General features: G+C 50.5%; 13 protein-coding genes, 3 tRNA genes and 1 pseudogene. 10 read left to right on the forward strand and 7 right to left on the reverse strand.

What is annotated here, in order from left to right; genetic code table 11:
- Nucleotides 1-122, reverse strand: a pseudogene (locus HMPREF1536_RS27785) (site-specific integrase); the annotation flags it as partial.
- A gap of 273 nt (nucleotides 123-395) precedes the next feature.
- Nucleotides 396-480, reverse strand: a tRNA-Ser gene (locus HMPREF1536_RS26355).
- Between the two features lie 190 nt (nucleotides 481-670).
- Between HMPREF1536_RS26355 and trxA the strand changes: the two genes are divergently transcribed.
- Complete coding sequence (gene trxA / locus HMPREF1536_RS26360) at nucleotides 671-1,144, forward strand: thioredoxin (protein ID WP_028728928.1); 474 nt, start codon at nucleotides 671-673, stop codon at nucleotides 1,142-1,144.
- Between the two features lie 168 nt (nucleotides 1,145-1,312).
- On the opposite strand, the gene HMPREF1536_RS26365 is transcribed toward trxA, so the two are convergent.
- The gene (locus HMPREF1536_RS26365; RefSeq protein ID WP_028728927.1) at nucleotides 1,313-1,861 is read right to left on the reverse strand and encodes a 30S ribosomal protein S16; all 549 of its coding nucleotides are present in this window, start codon (nucleotides 1,859-1,861) and stop codon (nucleotides 1,313-1,315) included.
- Nucleotides 1,862-2,053: 192 nt separating this feature from the next.
- Here HMPREF1536_RS26365 and HMPREF1536_RS26370 point away from each other — a divergent pair, with 192 nt between their 5' ends.
- Entirely contained in the window at nucleotides 2,054-3,697 is a 1,644-nt protein-coding gene (locus tag HMPREF1536_RS26370; protein WP_028728926.1) for an ABC-F family ATP-binding cassette domain-containing protein, read from the forward strand.
- Between the two features lie 3 nt (nucleotides 3,698-3,700).
- On the opposite strand, the gene HMPREF1536_RS26375 is transcribed toward HMPREF1536_RS26370, so the two are convergent.
- Entirely contained in the window at nucleotides 3,701-5,176 is a 1,476-nt protein-coding gene (locus HMPREF1536_RS26375; RefSeq protein ID WP_028728925.1) for a DUF3943 domain-containing protein, read from the reverse strand.
- 159 nt (nucleotides 5,177-5,335) lie between these two features.
- On the opposite strand from HMPREF1536_RS26375, the gene HMPREF1536_RS26380 reads away from it, so the two are divergent.
- From HMPREF1536_RS26380 to HMPREF1536_RS26400, 5 genes are all read left to right on the forward strand, one after another.
- The gene (locus HMPREF1536_RS26380) at nucleotides 5,336-5,947 is read left to right on the forward strand and encodes a trimeric intracellular cation channel family protein (RefSeq protein ID WP_028728924.1); all 612 of its coding nucleotides are present in this window, start codon (nucleotides 5,336-5,338) and stop codon (nucleotides 5,945-5,947) included.
- 29 nt (nucleotides 5,948-5,976) lie between these two features.
- Nucleotides 5,977-7,035, forward strand: a complete 1,059-nt coding sequence (locus HMPREF1536_RS26385) for an asparaginase (protein ID WP_369800836.1) — start codon at nucleotides 5,977-5,979, stop codon at nucleotides 7,033-7,035.
- A gap of 50 nt (nucleotides 7,036-7,085) precedes the next feature.
- The gene (locus HMPREF1536_RS26390; RefSeq protein ID WP_028728922.1) at nucleotides 7,086-7,889 is read left to right on the forward strand and encodes an MBL fold metallo-hydrolase; all 804 of its coding nucleotides are present in this window, start codon (nucleotides 7,086-7,088) and stop codon (nucleotides 7,887-7,889) included.
- A 93-nt stretch (nucleotides 7,890-7,982) separates the two neighbouring features.
- Nucleotides 7,983-8,055, forward strand: a tRNA-Lys gene (locus HMPREF1536_RS26395).
- A gap of 24 nt (nucleotides 8,056-8,079) precedes the next feature.
- A tRNA-Lys gene (locus tag HMPREF1536_RS26400) sits at nucleotides 8,080-8,152 on the forward strand.
- A gap of 201 nt (nucleotides 8,153-8,353) precedes the next feature.
- On the opposite strand, the gene HMPREF1536_RS26405 is transcribed toward HMPREF1536_RS26400, so the two are convergent.
- Nucleotides 8,354-8,644, reverse strand: coding sequence for a hypothetical protein (locus HMPREF1536_RS26405; RefSeq protein ID WP_225608106.1), 291 nt, complete (start codon nucleotides 8,642-8,644; stop codon nucleotides 8,354-8,356).
- A gap of 314 nt (nucleotides 8,645-8,958) precedes the next feature.
- On the opposite strand from HMPREF1536_RS26405, the gene HMPREF1536_RS26410 reads away from it, so the two are divergent.
- On the forward strand, nucleotides 8,959-9,819 hold the full coding sequence (locus HMPREF1536_RS26410) for a pyridoxamine kinase (protein ID WP_028728920.1): 861 nt from the start codon (nucleotides 8,959-8,961) through the stop codon (nucleotides 9,817-9,819).
- 73 nt (nucleotides 9,820-9,892) lie between these two features.
- Nucleotides 9,893-10,834 carry a ketopantoate reductase family protein gene (locus HMPREF1536_RS26415; RefSeq protein ID WP_028728919.1) on the forward strand — a complete coding sequence of 314 codons (942 nt, stop codon included), beginning with the start codon at nucleotides 9,893-9,895 and terminating at the stop codon, nucleotides 10,832-10,834.
- A 91-nt stretch (nucleotides 10,835-10,925) separates the two neighbouring features.
- Here the strand turns inward: HMPREF1536_RS26415 and HMPREF1536_RS26420 are convergent, their stop codons facing one another.
- Together HMPREF1536_RS26420 and HMPREF1536_RS26425 are read right to left on the reverse strand one after the other, a co-directional pair.
- Nucleotides 10,926-11,903 carry a type I phosphomannose isomerase catalytic subunit gene (locus HMPREF1536_RS26420; RefSeq protein ID WP_028728918.1) on the reverse strand — a complete coding sequence of 326 codons (978 nt, stop codon included), beginning with the start codon at nucleotides 11,901-11,903 and terminating at the stop codon, nucleotides 10,926-10,928.
- Nucleotides 11,904-11,923: 20 nt separating this feature from the next.
- Nucleotides 11,924-13,942 (reverse strand): alpha amylase C-terminal domain-containing protein, encoded by a 2,019-nt coding sequence (locus HMPREF1536_RS26425; protein WP_028728917.1) that lies wholly within the window; start codon nucleotides 13,940-13,942, stop codon nucleotides 11,924-11,926.
- Between the two features lie 101 nt (nucleotides 13,943-14,043).
- Here HMPREF1536_RS26425 and HMPREF1536_RS26430 point away from each other — a divergent pair, with 101 nt between their 5' ends.
- A complete protein-coding gene (locus HMPREF1536_RS26430) occupies nucleotides 14,044-16,356 on the forward strand; it encodes a cation:proton antiporter (protein ID WP_028728916.1) in 2,313 nt (770 codons plus the stop codon).
- The last annotated feature ends 306 nt before the right edge of the window (nucleotides 16,357-16,662 follow it).

The raw sequence follows: 16,662 nt of genomic DNA on the forward strand, positions 1-16,662 counted from the left end.
TGTTTCGTACTGAACTGGCAAAGTTTGCCGTCTATGGTGATGCGTGCCATAATCATAACCTCGCCGTTTTTCTTTTCAGAACCTTTCTTCAAATAAAAAAGAACCTTGAATGTCGATTTCATAACTCACTTTTTTTAGTTGCAAAATTAATTTTTACCTCTCGTTTTCGAGTTATGCAGACTATGGACTAATCAAGTCATTATCAGGTCATTTATGGACAAATCGTTACCGTTTTTGTCCGGCGGGGAATAGGTAACGATTTAGTAACGAAACTTTGTCTTTTACCGTACTTTTGAAGTCTTGGAAGCAGGACTTTCGGGCAATAAAAAAAGCCACAAATCATTGATTTGTAGCTTTTTGTCCGTTTGCTGACCATTTCTGTCCAGCACGTTCAGCGGAGAGATAGGGATTCGAACCCCAGGAACCTCTCAGTTCAACGGTTTTCAAGACCGCCGCAATCGACCACTCTGCCATCTCTCCAGTACGTTTTGCTATCGTTTTCTCTCGATTGCGGTGCAAAGGTAGTGATAATTTTCATATCTCCTAATTTTCCGGAGCATTTTTTTCTTTTTACATGAATATTTTTCTTTTAGGGAAACTGGATGAGGGTTATATTCTTTTTATTACTATTTTTGTATCTAATAATTATCAATGAATTAATAAGTTTTATATGAGAAAGTTGAAAGATTTATTCTTGATTTCGGTGGTACTGCTGCTCGTTAGCTGTTCCATGTCGGCCAAATCGGATAAGAATGAAACGGAAAAGGTGGCAGCCCAGGGCGAAGTTGTCGTTTTGGACAAAGCTAATTTTCTGACCAAGGTATATAATTACGAGAAAAACCAATCGGAGTGGGTTTACGAAGGTGAGAAACCTTGTATCGTAGATTTCTATGCCGACTGGTGCGGCCCCTGCAAGAAGGTGGCTCCTATCCTGAAGGAACTGGCCGGAGAGTATAAGAACGACATCATCATCTATAAGATCAATGTCGACAACGAGAAGGAACTGGCTGCCGCTTTCGGCATACAAAGCATCCCTACCCTGCTGTTCATCCCGGCGAAAGGCAAACCGCAGCTGGCGCAGGGCGCACTTTCAAAGGAACAGTTTGTTGAACAGATCAACGGTTTCCTGCTGGGCAAGAAATAAAATCCGGACGAACGGATTTGAAGGAAGTTGTAAGATGTAATGTTTTACAACTTCTTTTGTTTTATAGAAGCGGGAAAGCAACCGGACAAAGAGTGACGGATACAGACATAAAAAAAGAGGATATCTCTCAGCGAGACATCCTCTTTTTTATTTGGCATTTTGCACGAATTATTCTGCGCTTTCTGCTGCCGGAGCTTCTTCTACAGGAGCGTTTGCTGCTGCTTCTTCAGCTGCTTTTGCTGCAGCGGCGGCTGCTAATTCTGCTTTCTTTTTAGCTACTTCTTCAGCTTTTGCCTTGTTAGCTTCTTTTTCTGCATCCAAACGAGCTTTTTCTGCTGCTTTGGCTGCTTCGCTATCCTTAGACTTTACTGCTTCAACTGCTGCCTGTTTGTTTTTCAACCAAGCCTGGAATTTTGATTCCGCTGCTGCTTCGTCGAAAGCACCCTTCTTAACACCTTCCAATAAGTGTTTCTTCATGCATACACCTTCGCGTGAAAGAATGTTACGAGTTGTGTCTGTAGGCTGTGCACCTACCTGTAACCAATACAAAGCTCTTTCGAAGTTCAAATCTACTGTAGCAGGATTAGTGTTCGGATTATAAGAACCTATCCTTTCAATAAACTTTCCATCACGTGGAGCCCTGCTGTCTGCGACTACGATCTGATAAAAAGCGTAGCTTTTGCGACCGTGTCTTTGCAATCTAATTTTTGTTGCCATGTTTGAATTATTATTTTACGCTGTTTGTATTAGCGGGTGCAAAGATAGTGCTTTATGCACATAAAACAAATATTAAGCGGGTATTTTTCTTCCTAAAACCTACATTTCCATCGGCATAGCGGGTGCGGGATTGCTTATACGAACATTTTTCCTACCTTTGCGCCTTCTTTTTACTATATATATAATGTACGTATGATTTCAATTGATGGACTTACAGTAGAGTTTGGCGGCAGCGCCCTCTTTACAGATATATCTTTCGTGATTAACGAGAAAGACCGGATCGCCCTGATGGGTAAGAACGGGGCGGGCAAATCGACTTTGCTCAAGATACTGGCCGGGGTACGCGAACCGAGCCGCGGAAAGGTTTCGGCCCCAAAAGATACGGTAATCGCTTATCTTCCACAGCATTTGATGACCGAGGACGGACGCACGGTATTTGAGGAGACGGCGCAGGCATTCGCCCACCTGCATGAGATGGAGGCCGAGATCGAAGCGATCAACAAAGAGCTGGAGACGCGCACGGATTACGAGTCTGACAGCTACATGGAGCTGATCGAACGGGTATCGACCCTGAGCGAGAAGTTCTACTCGATCGAGGAGATCAACTACGACGCCGACATCGAAAAGACGCTGCTCGGGCTGGGTTTCAAGCGCGAGGACTTCACACGCCAGACCAGCGAATTCAGCGGTGGCTGGCGGATGCGTATCGAGTTGGCCAAGTTGTTGCTGAAGAAGCCCGACGTGTTGTTGCTCGACGAGCCGACCAACCACCTGGATATCGAGTCGATCCAGTGGCTGGAGGATTTCCTGATCGAGAACGGACAGGCGGTGGTGGTGATCAGCCACGACCGCGCGTTTGTCGACCACATCACCACCCGTACCATCGAGGTGACGATGGGACGCATCTACGACTACAAGGTGAATTACAGCAGTTACCTCCAGCTCCGCCAGGAACGCCGCGTGCAGCAGCAGAAGGCTTTCGACGAGCAGCAGAAGATGATTGCCGAGACACGCGAGTTTATCGAACGTTTCAAGGGAACTTATTCCAAGACCTTGCAGGTGCAGAGCCGTGTCAAGATGCTCGAAAAGCTGGAGATACTGGAGGTCGACGAAGAGGACACCTCGGCTTTGCGGTTGAAATTCCCGCCTTCGCCCCGCTCCGGCTCGTATCCGGTGACGATCGAAAATGTGGCGAAGTCGTATGGCGACCACACGGTGTTCCGCAACGCCAACCTGACCATCGAGCGGGGCGACAAGATTGCCTTTGTCGGTAAGAACGGCGAGGGTAAATCGACGCTGGTGAAATGTATCATGAAAGAGATCGAACACGACGGTACGCTGACGATCGGGCATAACGTGATGATCGGCTATTTCGCCCAAAACCAGGCCTCACTGCTGGATGAGAACCTGACGGTGTTCCAAACGATCGACGATGTGGCGGTAGGCGACGTGCGCAACAAGATCAAGGATCTGCTGGGCGCGTTCATGTTCGGCGGCGAAAATTCGACCAAGAAAGTGAAGGTTCTTTCGGGAGGTGAGCGCACGCGCCTGGCGATGATCAAGCTGCTGCTCGAGCCGGTCAACCTCCTGATCCTCGACGAGCCGACCAACCACCTGGACATGAAAACGAAAGACATCCTGAAGCAGGCGCTGCTCGACTTCGACGGTACGCTGATTGTGGTGTCGCACGACCGCGACTTCCTCGACGGGTTGGTAACCAAAGTCTACGAGTTCGGCAACCAGCGGGTGACGGAACATCTGGAGGGTATCTACGAGTTCCTCCAACGCAAGAAGATGGAAAACCTCAACGAGCTGGAACGGTCGAAAAAGAACTGAACGTCAGATCTTCATCCCGATGCTGAGACGCAGGTCGTAAGTCGAACGGTTCACGTCGTCGTGGTAGGTATAATGGGTGCGGCGCGAGAAATAACGGTTCGACAGGCTGATATTCCACTTCTTGTCGGAAAGATACATCAGCCGCACCTCCATCACCGTCAGGCGCGAATGTCCCTTGTCGCCCTGCACGTTAAAAGTGTGCGGATCGACGGTCGAGAGGTCGATATCCGGGTCGTATCCTTTCCAGGTGAAGATATGGTAGTTCTCGAGGTTGAGCAAGAAAGCCCAGTGGCGATTGTAAGTCAAGCCGGAGAAGGCCTTCGCGCTGTAGCCGCTTCCCATGTTGTAATCGCGATTGTCGAGGCGGAAATAGTCGGACGAGCCACCACCGAGCGCCACACCGTTGAGGTAGAACGAGCCGAAGGCATCCACCTTGTCGTCGGGTTCGGCCCGCTTATAATAGATGATCCCCCCTCCCACAGCTGCGGCTTCGGAGATGCGGTAGGGCGCCACCTTCCCTCCTTCGCTCGAACGTAGTTGCGAGTCGTAATAATCAAAGTGCTGGAAAACTCCGGCGGTGAGCGAACGGGCTCCTTTCTCCCAAACACGCTTGCCCCACAGGGCACCGATGGCGTTCACCTGGGTGATGACGGGCTGGCTCGAAAAGAAGTCGAACCCGGCACGCAACTGGAACCATTCGTAGGGCGAATAGAACTTATCTTCGAACGGGTCGCCGTAATCCAACCGCAGGCCGACATGCATACTGGTCGTCCCATGCTTGGAATGTTCCTGCTCGGCGAGGAAGCGCGGCCCGACGGTCAGTATGAAGTTCACGGGGACGTACGAGTAAGTTCTTCCCTTATGCGCCCGGTGCTTCCAGGCCTCCCCTGTGATCAGGCGGTTGATCCCCCTGACAGGAGAAATCAGGCCGGAGAGGATCTCGCGGCCAACACGTTCGGCACCGCTCGTACGGTCGTCGATAAAAAGATCCGAAAGGCGGTAGGTGATCTCGCCCAGTTCCACGCCCCCGAAGGTGGTGGCCAGCAGGTCGTTGATCGAAGGCGGTTCGTTCTCCATGAAAAATTCCCACATCAGGCTTCCGCTTGCCGCATAAGGGATTGATTGCCAGAAGTTCATCCCGTTGCTACGGGCGGCGTTGAAATAGAGCGAACCGTGGTAGGGATGCGCCACGAGGTTGGTCGAAAACATGTCGGTGTCCCAAACCGGGCCGCGTCGGAAATTGCTCTTTATCGTATGTCCGTTGATACGTGCGAAGTCGGCGTTGAGGGCGAAACGGTCGAATGCCCAGATCCCCATGTTCAATCCGAACACTTCAGCTGCTGCCAGCCAGGGCTTCTTCGGCATGAAATAAGTGGAGTCGCTCACGTAATTTCTCGTATCCATTTTAGGGAAATGCTGCCCCCATGCCCACTGGAGCGAGAACAAGGAAAGCAATCCCATCCATATAATCTTTTTCATTCTCTAACAATCTTTTAACCTATGCATATACCTTTTCGTTCATGCAAACTTATACATAATTAACAGTACAGGACTCGTTTGGTTTAAATTATTGTTAGGTTGTCTCACTATAAACATCCACAATCCAAAGGAAATACTTATTTTTGCAGAAAAAACAAAATGATAGATTTTATCACCTTTTGCGACTATACCGGAACTTTTGCATTCGCAATTAGCGGTATCCGACTCGCTTCTGCCAAACAATTTGATTGGTTCGGGGCATATGTGGTCGGGTTAGTCACAGCCGTTGGTGGAGGTACGGTACGCGACATTCTACTAAATGCCACACCGTTCTGGATGGAACAGACATCTTATTTAACAGTATCGGCACTTGCGTTATTGTTTGTTATCATTTTCCGTAAATACGTTATCCGGTTGAACAACACCTTCTTTATCTTCGACGCGATCGGTCTGGGACTGTTCGTGGTGGTGGGTATCGCCAAAACGATCGAGTTCGGCTTCCCTATGTGGGTGGCTATCGTGATGGGGACGATCACCGGTTCGTTCGGAGGGATGATACGGGATATATTAATTAACGAAGAACCCCTGATTTTCCGGAAAGATATTTACGCACTGGCCTGCGTGTTCGGCGGATTTGTGTATTACCTCTGTATGCTGGCGGGACTTAGCCCGGCCATAACACAGTTCTCGTCGGCCCTGGGAGTATTCCTCATGCGCATTATAGCCGTAAAGTATCACATAAGCGTCCCGGTATTGAAGGGAGAAGAATAATTTATTACCTTTGCACTATGACAGTAAACATGAACGATCAGAAGGATAAGGCTTCTATCTTGCTAATCTATACAGGCGGTACAATCGGAATGATTGAAAATCCCGAAACCGGAGTACTTGAATCTTTTAACTTCCAGCATCTTAGAGATAACATGCCGGAGCTGAAGAAGTTGGGCTATTCGGTGTCGACCATCCAGTTCGACCCGGCGATGGACTCGTCGGAAATGGGGCCGGAATCGTGGATGAAGATTGTGAAAATTATTGCCGACAACTATGCCCAGTTCGACGGTTTCGTGATACTGCACGGCACGGACACGATGTCGTTCACAGCCTCCGCCTTGAGCTTTATGCTCGAGAACCTGAGCAAACCGGTTATCTTCACCGGGTCGCAACTACCCATCGGGATGCTGCGTACCGACGGAAAGGAAAACCTTATCACAGCGATCGAAATCGCCGCAGCCAAGGAAAACGGCGTGCCGGTGGTGCCCGAAGTATGCATCTTTTTCGAGAACGACCTGCTGAGGGGCAACCGGACAAGCAAGATCAATGCCGACAACTTCAACGCGTTTCGTTCCTATAATTACCCGGCGTTGGCGCATGCGGGTATTTATATCAAATACGATACGGGGCAGGTCTATCACCCGGTTTCGCGCAAACCGCTCAAACCGCATTACCTGCTCGACCGGAACATTGCGATACTTAAACTCTTCCCCGGAATCTCTCCCCAGGTAGTGGAAAGCATCCTCAATATCCCGGATCTGAAAGGGGTGGTGATGGAAACGTTCGGAAGCGGCAACGCCCCCAGCTACGACTGGTTCCTGACTATGCTCAGGGATGCGGTAGACCGGGGAATCGTGATTGTCAACGTCACCCAGTGCTGTGCCGGAAGCGTGGAAATGCACCGGTACGAGACAGGGCATAAATTGCTCGAAGCCGGCGTAATAAGCGGGTTCGACAGCACGACGGAAAGTGCCGTCACCAAATTGATGTTCCTTTTCGGCCACGGACTGAGTCCGGAGGAGGTGAAGGATCACATGAACTGTTCGCTCATCGGGGAAGTGACGATCCCGGATGCGTTCCGTTCTTGAATATATATACTATGTAAAACAGAATGAGCCGCGATGCGGATTTGAAGAATATGAAACTATCATTTCTAAGCTTAGCAAGTGGAAGCAGTGGTAACTGCTATTATCTGGGTACTCCCGAATTCGGGATATTGATTGATGCTGGTATCGGTATCCGTACCATCAAGAAGGTGTTGAAAGATAAAGCGATCGACATATCTAAAATCGTGGCTGTCCTGATCACTCACGACCATGCCGACCATATTAAAACCGTCGGTTGCCTGGGTGAGAAAATGAACCTCCCGATATATACTACCGCCGATGTTCACCGGGGAATAGAGAAGAGCCGGTATGTGGAAGAAACTTTGTACACTTCACGGCGGATCATCGAAAAGGAGGTTCCCTTTACCATCCGCGACTTCAACATCACGGCCTTCGAAGTGCCTCACGACAGCACCGACAACGTAGGCTATTATATAGAATACGGCGAGCATAAATTCACTTTCGCCACCGACGTAGGCCATATCACCGACACGGTGACCCGTTATATGCGCATGGCCAACCACCTGATCATCGAAGCAAACTACGACGAGGAGATGCTCCGCTTCGGAACTTATCCGGCCTTCCTGAAGGAGCGCGTAGCCAGTCCGACCGGTCACCTGAGCAATCGTGAAGCTGCCGAGTTTCTGGCCGCCAACTACGACCCGAAGCTGAAAGATATCTGGTTGTGCCACCTGAGCCGCGACAATAACCATCCGGAACTTGCCTATAAGACGATCGATATTCGTCTTTTTCAGGAGGGGGTTCGGGTAGGCAAAGATGTCTCTCTTGTAGCACTTAAGCGCACCACGCCGTCTGATATTTTTGAATTCGAGTAAAATTCCTTTGAAAAAAGCGGGCGAAAAGTTTGCAAAGAAAAATTAAACCTCTATCTTTGCACCCGCAATCAGGAAACAACCTGAGGCATGAATGACTTGGTAGCTCAGCTGGTAGAGCAAATGACTCTTAATCATTGGGTCGAGGGTTCGAGCCCCTCCCAGGTCACTCTATAAAAAACCAACACATGTTGACTCGGTAGCTCAGTTGGTAGAGCAAATGACTCTTAATCATTGGGTCGAGGGTTCGAGCCCCTCCCGGGTCACAAAAAATAGTCTTTTACAGAAATCTGTAAAAGACTATTTTCGTATTACGGCATAGCAAAAAAACCGCCCTATTCTCACGAACAGAGCGGATGTTTGCCCCATGAAGGGCTTGGGATACAACGTTATTAGATATGAGGATTAACGTTATAGAGTAAAAAGTATGATTTCACCAATTACATAAAAAAAACTATTCTCACATTTTAATTTATCCAATCCACTATAAAATCAGAACCGGGTCTATTGCCCTTTTCCGGTATATGTATTTCACCGGAGATCTCCCAGTCCGTAATAAAAGCACCCGTATAATCCGGTTTGTAGCTCGCTTCCTGGTCTTCTTTTTTACCATTTGCTGAGTCGTCACAACCCCATACCGGTGAAGCACCACGTTTCCGCCGACGGGAAACAAACATTGATCTCTGTACCTTTTCGCCTCCTCCCGACCACAACGGGAAGAGATCAGTTTTAGCAAAAGTCATTTCAACTGTAATCATCTATGTAAATTTTAATCAAGCAGGCTCGAAAAAGCTCTCAAAAACTTTGATGTAAAGATATTCCACCAAAACCATTGTTTTACACCTATCTTCAGCTATTTCGGTTACGATATTTATAAATGTAGGGCACATCCGGAAGGAAATCCTCTAAAAAAGACAAAAACGCCCTCCGGGAAAAGAATTTACTCATTTCATAACAATTTTGTTTCGTTTTTGCCAAAAACTGCCTATTTTTGATAGTCAGGAAAACAACCCCGAACGGTTCCCAACATTTCCTGGCTGCCTCTTGTTGTATTGATATAAAAAGTAAGAAAATGAAGAATAAGACACACCAAAAAAGGGTCGCAGCCATACACGACCTTTCCGGCTTCGGAAAATGTTCACTCACAGTAGCTTTACCCATCCTCTCGGCAGCCGGTATCGAGGCAGCAGCCCTCCCCACCGCCATCCTGTCGACCCATACCGGAGGCATCAGCGGATACACCTACCGCGACCTCACCAACGATATGCGGCCGATCATGAAGCACTGGAAGTCGCTCGACCTCAGGTTCGACGCCATCTACACCGGCTTCCTCGGATCGTTCGAGCAACAGGACATCGTAAAGGAATTCTTCGATATGTTCCGCCGCGACGACAACCTGATCCTGGTCGACCCGGTGATGGGCGACAACGGCGAGCTCTATACCATCTTCACCCGTGAGTTTGCCGCCGGAATGCGGTCACTCTGCGAGAAAGCGGATATCATCGTCCCCAACCTGACCGAGGCGGCTCTGCTGCTCGACGAGCCGTTCCATCCCGGCCCTTATACCCACGCCTACATCGAGAGCACGCTCCGCAAGCTGGGGGCACTGGGGCCCCAAAAGGTCGTACTCACAGGCGTTTACTTCAAGGAGGATCAACTCGGGGCGGCCACTTACGACCGGACTACCGACACGATCGACTACGTTTTCACCCAAAAGATACCGGGCTATTACCACGGGACGGGCGACGTCTTCGCCAGTGCCCTCCTATCGGCCCTGATGAACGATTTCAGCCTGACCGAATCGGCTGCCATCGCGGTGAATTTTACGGCAGACAGTATCCGGCGCACCTATAAGGCAAAGACTGATTATCGGTTCGGTGTTAATTTTGAACAAAGTTTTCCCGACTTTCTAAAAGAACTCAAACTCGTATAAGAGGATTCGATTTTATTTTTCATCTTTGCGCTACCATTAAGAATATAAACTTGAAAACTCCTATATAACAGATATGAGTAAAGTAAAAATTGCTATTTCCGGAATAGGGGCCGTGGGCGGATACTATGGTGGTTCGCTGGCTGCCTATTACGAAAACAACGACGACGTGGATATCTTTTTCATCTCACGTGGTAAGAACCTGGAAGCCATCAAAGAGAACGGACTACAGATAAAAAAATCCTACAGGCGGATCACTACCCGTCCGACGCTGGCAACCGACAACCCGGCCGAGATAGGGCCGGTGGACTACCTGTTCCTGTGTACGAAGAGTTACGACCTCGAAGATAACGTGAAGCACCTCGCGCCTGTGATCGGCTCTAACACCGTTATCATCCCTTTGCTCAACGGTGCCGACATTACCGAACGGATCCAGCAGATGGTTCCCGCCAACAAGGTATGGAAAGGCTGCGTCTATATCGGCGCGCGCCTGGTATCTCCCGGACATGTGGAGAAGTTCACGCTGAAAGACCGCCTCTTCTTCGGCAGCAACTATGAGGACTGGGAGCATCAATATACGCTCCGCAACATACTGCACCGTGCACGCATCGCAGTGACCAACCCCGACGATATCGACAAGGAGATCTGGAAGAAATTCTTTATGATCTCGACCGCCGCCACGATCACCTCCTACTTCAACGAGCCGATCAACGATGTGATAGAGAACCACAACGACTTCTTTATCACCCTCGGATACGAGCTCAAGAGCGTTGCAGAGGCCAAAGGCATCGAATTGCCGGACGACATCGTGTTCTCCTCCATCCAGTCGCAGAAGATGATGCCGAACGGATCGACCACCTCTATGCACAGTGACTTCCGGAAGGGTTCGCAGACGGAAGTCGAGACACTGACCGGCTACGTGGTGCGCGAAGCCAAAGCACTGGGCATCAGCGTCCCCACCTACCAGTTCATGTACAAGGGACTGACGCAGTTCCCCTACCCCGGACGCAGCATCTAGGGCGGCAGCATACAACAACGAGCGGTACAGATAAAAAAGAACGAGCCGGAAATGAAAGTTTCCGGCTCGCCTGTTATAATAAGGTATAGGATCAGTCGCCTATATAAGTTTCCATGAACTTGGCATCGGGCGACGGGGAGATCGTCACCACCTGGGTATCGGCCGGGATCAACACCGTCTGTCCCTGATGGACGAAAATCTCGTTTCCTTTGTTATCGCGGATGGAAGCCTTGCCGCCCATGCAGATATATACCACGAAGGAGTCGAGTTCAGAGAAGTCGCGCACCATGATCGTGTCGATATCCAGCAGGTTGGTTGTGAAGTACTTGCAGTCGGCCAGCTCAACCGTTGCGTTGGTATGAGCCTTGTAATGCGTGCGGTAGTCGGGCAGCATGGTATAGTCGATGGCATCCTTGGCCAGCTCCGTGTGCAACTCGCGTCCGTTGCCGTTGGCATCCTTGCGATCGTAGTCGTAGATACGGTAAGTGATGTTGCTGGTCTGCTGGATCTCGGCGATGAAACATCCGGAGCCGATAGCGTGGACGCGGCCTGCGGGCAGGAAGAACACGTCGCCCGGTGTCACTTCATAACGCTGGAGAACGTCCATGATGGTGTTGTTTTCCACCCGTTTCACGTACTCGTCGGCATCGATCTGCTGCGAGAAACCAGAATAGAGGGCAGCTCCCTTGGCGGCATTTATCACATACCACATTTCCGTTTTACCGAAAGAGTTATGGCGTTTCTTTGCCAATTCGTCGTCGGGGTGTACCTGGATCGACAAATCATCGCGGGCGTCGATAAACTTGATCAGCAGGGGGAAAGTCGTACCGAATCGCTCGATCACCTTCTCACCCAGCAACTGAGTGCCGTAGCGGCGTATCATTTCGTCGAGCGTCTTGCCGGCCATCTCGCCGTTCTCTACTATTGAATAGTTACCTTCCACGTGCGAAAGTTCCCAACTTTCACCGATACCTTCTTCTACCGGTGTGATACCCTTGAACGGGCAGATGTCTGAGCCCCCCCAAATGATCTTCTTGAGGATAGGCTTGAATGTCATTGGATATAACATACTGTGTTTCTGTTTTTTGGTTATTTCTTTACCTTTACTTTTCTCAATACAACAGCACTGCGTGCCGGTATGTAAAGTTTAAGCCATTCTTTTTTCTCTTTTTTATATAATGGGTCGAATTGTGTGAAATGATGTATCGTATCATCCGCCAGGCCGAAACCACCGAAACGGACGGCATCCGTGTTCAAAACCACCTCATACTCGCCTGCGGGGACGAGGAAGCCATAGTCGGTAAACGACTTGGAAGGGCTGAAATTGAATACGAACACGAGGTCTTTACGCATATAGGCCAGTATCTGGTCGCCATCGCTGTCCCACACCTTCTGTATCGGGGTAGACTGGAAATTCTTCACGCTGCGGATCAGTTCGATCATCTCGCGGTCGAAGTCGCCCAGGTAGTGGTACTTAAGATCCATATTGTCTACCAGCTCCCACTGGCGGCGTGCGTACTTGTGCGACCATCCGTTGCCTTCGCGCGGGAAGTCGATCCATTCGGGATGCCCGAACTCGTTGCCCATAAAGTTGAGGTAGCCGCCGTTGATGGTCGAAGCCGTCACGAGGCGTATCATCTTATGGAGTGCGACACCGCGTTCAACCACGAAGTTATGGTCATCCTTCTGCATGTGCCAATACATCTCGGCATCTATCAGGCGGAAGATGATGGTTTTATCTCCTACCAAAGCCTGGTCGTGGCTTTCGGCATAACTGATCGTCTTTTCGTCGGCCCGGCGGTTGGTCGTTTCCCACCAGATGGACGACGGATGCCAGTCCTCGTCTTTCTTCTCCTTGATCGTCTTGATCCAGTAGTCGGGGATATTCATCGCCATGCGGTAATCGAAGCCATATCCGCCGTCTTCGTACTTGGCTGCCAGGCCGGGCATGCCGCTCACTTCCTCGGCGATAGTGATCGCATGCTGGTTTACCTCGTGAATCAGCTTGTTGGCCAGCGTAAGGTAAGCGATGGCATCACCGTCCTGATGTCCGTTGAAGTAATCGCCATAATTGCAGAAGGCTTCACCCAGCCCGTGGCTATAGTAGAGCATGGAAGTAACACCGTCGAAGCGGAAACCGTCGAACTTATATTCTTCGAGCCAGAATTTGCAGTTGGAGAGCAGGAAATGAAGTACCTCGTTCTTGCCATAGTCGAAACAAAGCGAGTCCCAGGCCGGATGCTCGCGGCGCGAACCGCTGAGGAAATACTGGTTGTAGGAACCGTCGAAACGGCCGAGTCCTTCCACTTCATTCTTGACGGCGTGGCTATGCACGATGTCCATGATAACAGCGATGCCCATGCCGTGTGCGTCGTCTATCAGTTCTTTCAGCTCTTCGGGCGTACCGAAACGCGACGAGGCGGCGAAGAAGCTGCTCACATGGTAACCGAACGAGCCGTAATACGGATGTTCCTGTATGGCCATGATCTGGATGGCGTTGTAGCCTTCGCGGGCGATGCGCGGCAGGATGTTGCGGCGGAACTCATCGTATGAGCCCACTTTCTCCTCGTTGGTCGACATACCGATATGGCATTCGTAGATCAGCAGGGGGGCGGTATTGGGTTTGAACCGTTTGTTCCTGAACTTATACGGCACAGCCGGGTTCCATACCTGGGCACTGAATATCTTGGTGGCGTCGTCCTGTACGACACGCCGTATCCAGGCCGGGATACGTTCGCCGCTACCTCCGTCCCACTCGACCAGCAGCTTGAACAGGTCTTCGTGGTGGAGAAGTTCTTCTTCGAGCGCAATTTCCCAGACGCCGTAGCCCTGGCGTCTCATCTTATATTGTTCCTCTTTTTTCCAGTTGTTGAACGTACCTATAAGGTAGATAGCTGTGGCATTCGGGGCCCATTCGCGGAACACCCACCCTTTGTTGGTCTTATGCAGGCCGAAGTACAGATAACCGGAAGCCATCTCCGACAAGGTTTGTTTCCCCTTGTTAGTCAAGCTCTTTTCCTTATCAATCACGTATTGATACCGTCCTTCTATCGCCTCTTTATAAGGGGCAAGCCAAGGGTCATTCTTTATTAGATTCAGCGACTCCATGATTTATTTGAGATTGGTTTAGCGCAAAGATAAAAGAAAAAAACATACCGTATTGATATTCCCGGGATATTTCTTAATTTTGCATCAAACCCATGCAACATATGAGTAGAGGAACAAAGAGTATTACCTTTTATGTAGTGATGATCCTTGTATTCGGTTCATTGATGTATTTTGTCGCCAAAGAAGGAGAGAGCCAACAGTTGGAAAGCGCCATGACATCCGCCTACGACGCCCCTAAAGACCTCGGTGAAGGTTTTTCCGTTTTTTGGGAACTGATGCAGCACCATATCCAGTCGCCAATCGGGATCCTGTTGTTGCAGATCATCACGATATTGATTACCTGCCGCCTGTTCGGGTGGTTGTTTCAGAAGATCGGGCAACCGACGGTTATCGGCGAGATCGTGGCCGGTATCGTGCTGGGGCCGTCCGTGCTGGGGCATATCATGCCCGAAGTGTCGGGGTTCCTCTTCCCCATCGAGTCGTTGGCCAACATCACCATCCTGAGCCAGTTCGGGCTGATCCTCTTTATGTTTGCCATCGGTATGGAGCTGGATATCACCGAGGTACGGAAGAAGCTGAAGGAAACGATCCTGATCAGCCACACGAGTACCATCGTGCCCTTCTTCTGCGGGATGCTTACCGCCTACTTCGTCTACGACACCTACGCCGATAAAAGCACGCCTTTCCTCTCCTTTGCCCTGTTCATCGGCATCGCCATGAGCATCACCGCCTTCCCTGTGCTGGCACGTATCATACAGGAACGGGGGTTGACGCGCACGCATCTGGGGACGATCTCGCTCGCCAGCGCGGCCAACGGCGACATCACGGCCTGGTGCCTGCTGGCCGTCGTGATTGCCATCGCACAGGCCGGGTCGATGCTGAGTGCGGTCTACAATATTCTTTTCTCCGTTATCTACATCGCTTTCATGTTCTTTGCCGTGCGTCCGTTCCTGCGGATGATCGGGCATATCTATCATAATAAGGAAGTGATCGACAAAGGTCTGGTCGCTTTTATGTTCCTCCTGCTGATTATCTCGGCTTACCTGACGGAAATGCTGGGGCTGCACGCCCTGTTCGGCGCCTTCATCGCGGGGGTGGTGATGCCCAGCAACGTGAAATTCCGCAAAATCATGACGGAAAAGGTGGAAGACGTGTCGCTGGCACTCTTCCTGCCGTTGTTCTTCGTGTCGACGGGGTTGCGCACGGAGATCGGGTTGCTCAACAGCCCGGAGCTGTGGTGGATGTGCGGGATCTTCATCATCGTTGCCATCATCGGTAAGTTCGGCGGCGCGATGTTTTCCGCCCGTTTCGTGGGAGAGAGCTGGAAAGACAGCTTGTATATCGGGGCGTTGATGAATACACGCGGGTTGATGGAGCTGGTGGTGCTCACCATCGGCTACGAAATGAAGATACTTCCCCCTTCGATCTTCGTGATGTTGGTGCTGATGACGTTGGTGACTACCTTCATGACCATCCCGCTGGTGTCGTTCATCAAGTTCTGCTTCCAGACGAGGGAGAAGATCAAGGAATACAAGGCGGTGGATGTAGCCGACGGTACTTTCAAGGTGTTGCTGTCGTTCGGGCGTGCCGGAAACGGACAGATCATGCTCGACGTGGCCTATCAGATGTTTGCCCATAAGCGGCACCAGGTAGACCTTACGGCGTTGCACCTGACGGTGGGGTCGGACGTGAACCCGCTCCACACCGATAACTTCGAGGAAGTGAGCTTCGGCCCTATCCTCTACGGGGCAAAAAAGCTGGGGGTAAACATCGATACGCGCTACGAGGTGTCGAACAACGCCGGACAGGATATCACCGACATCGCCAACAACGAGGGCTTCGACTTCCTGCTCGTGGGCTCGGGCATCTCGATGAGCAACCAGCCGGACGACATCGAGGCGAACCGTTACCGCACCTCTTTCTACAACAAGTACTTCAAACGTTTCAAGGCGCCCGAATCGTGGTTTTATCCGGGTGCGTTGCTGAAGGACAAGACGAAGATGTTTATCGGGAAAAGCAATTGCGACGTGGGCGTATTCGTGAACCGGGGTTTCGTGAAGGCCAGCAATGTGATCGTGGTGATCGACTCGGAGAACGACCTGTTCCTCCTGGACTATACCGCAACTTTGCTTAAGACGACGCACGGATCGGCCGCCATCCTCGACCGCAGCAGCTCCACCACGCCGGGCAACGAGAAGATACGCCATGCCATCAGCCAGTTCACGGAGTCGACCAAACAGACTTCCCTGCTGGCGGACAAGGACATGACCGCCGCCATTTTCGGCAGCTACAATTTCATGCTGATCAGCTACGAGAGTTGGAACGACGTCTCCGAACATCGCCGCGAAGCCTTGCAGAAGATGCCTTCGACGCTGATACTGAACCACAAGGAGAAGAAGGAGAAAGAAGAGTAAAGAAACAGCGGGTTGCCCGACGGCAACAAAAAAGATATGACAAAGGGTGCATGCTAATTTCAATTAGGATGCACCCTTTTTTTGGAAAGGATACGGGCTCTTCCGGAAAAGGGTACATGCTTCGGGAGAGGGTGGATATATGATAAAGGGGAGAACCTCCCGGCCCTCCCCCTCTCTTTCTAAAGGATTCATCTAGTAGTCTCAATTCAACTTAAACCTAAACCCTAGCTTTACGCCAAAGGACATTACCTTGACTTTATCAGTAATATTTGAGTTAAGCATGCCATTGTAAGGTATTCCCTGGCC

The sequence above is a fragment of the Parabacteroides gordonii MS-1 = DSM 23371 genome (assembly GCF_000969825.1).
Classification (GTDB): Bacteria; Bacteroidota; Bacteroidia; order Bacteroidales; family Tannerellaceae; genus Parabacteroides; species Parabacteroides gordonii.

What these genes read in the sequence shown, in the direction of transcription:
- trxA (WP_028728928.1), top strand. Translation starts at nt 671, where the DNA reads ATGAGAAAGTTGAAAGATTTATTCTTGATTTCGGTGGTACTGCTGCTC.
- HMPREF1536_RS26365 (WP_028728927.1), bottom strand. Translation starts at nt 1,861, where the DNA reads ATGGCAACAAAAATTAGATTGCAAAGACACGGTCGCAAAAGCTACGCT.
- HMPREF1536_RS26370 (WP_028728926.1), top strand. Translation starts at nt 2,054, where the DNA reads ATGATTTCAATTGATGGACTTACAGTAGAGTTTGGCGGCAGCGCCCTC.
- HMPREF1536_RS26375 (WP_028728925.1), bottom strand. Translation starts at nt 5,176, where the DNA reads ATGAAAAAGATTATATGGATGGGATTGCTTTCCTTGTTCTCGCTCCAG.
- HMPREF1536_RS26380 (WP_028728924.1), top strand. Translation starts at nt 5,336, where the DNA reads ATGATAGATTTTATCACCTTTTGCGACTATACCGGAACTTTTGCATTC.
- HMPREF1536_RS26385 (WP_369800836.1), top strand. Translation starts at nt 5,977, where the DNA reads ATGAACGATCAGAAGGATAAGGCTTCTATCTTGCTAATCTATACAGGC.
- HMPREF1536_RS26390 (WP_028728922.1), top strand. Translation starts at nt 7,086, where the DNA reads ATGAAACTATCATTTCTAAGCTTAGCAAGTGGAAGCAGTGGTAACTGC.
- HMPREF1536_RS26405 (WP_225608106.1), bottom strand. Translation starts at nt 8,644, where the DNA reads ATGATTACAGTTGAAATGACTTTTGCTAAAACTGATCTCTTCCCGTTG.
- HMPREF1536_RS26410 (WP_028728920.1), top strand. Translation starts at nt 8,959, where the DNA reads ATGAAGAATAAGACACACCAAAAAAGGGTCGCAGCCATACACGACCTT.
- HMPREF1536_RS26415 (WP_028728919.1), top strand. Translation starts at nt 9,893, where the DNA reads ATGAGTAAAGTAAAAATTGCTATTTCCGGAATAGGGGCCGTGGGCGGA.
- HMPREF1536_RS26420 (WP_028728918.1), bottom strand. Translation starts at nt 11,903, where the DNA reads ATGTTATATCCAATGACATTCAAGCCTATCCTCAAGAAGATCATTTGG.
- HMPREF1536_RS26425 (WP_028728917.1), bottom strand. Translation starts at nt 13,942, where the DNA reads ATGGAGTCGCTGAATCTAATAAAGAATGACCCTTGGCTTGCCCCTTAT.
- HMPREF1536_RS26430 (WP_028728916.1), top strand. Translation starts at nt 14,044, where the DNA reads ATGAGTAGAGGAACAAAGAGTATTACCTTTTATGTAGTGATGATCCTT.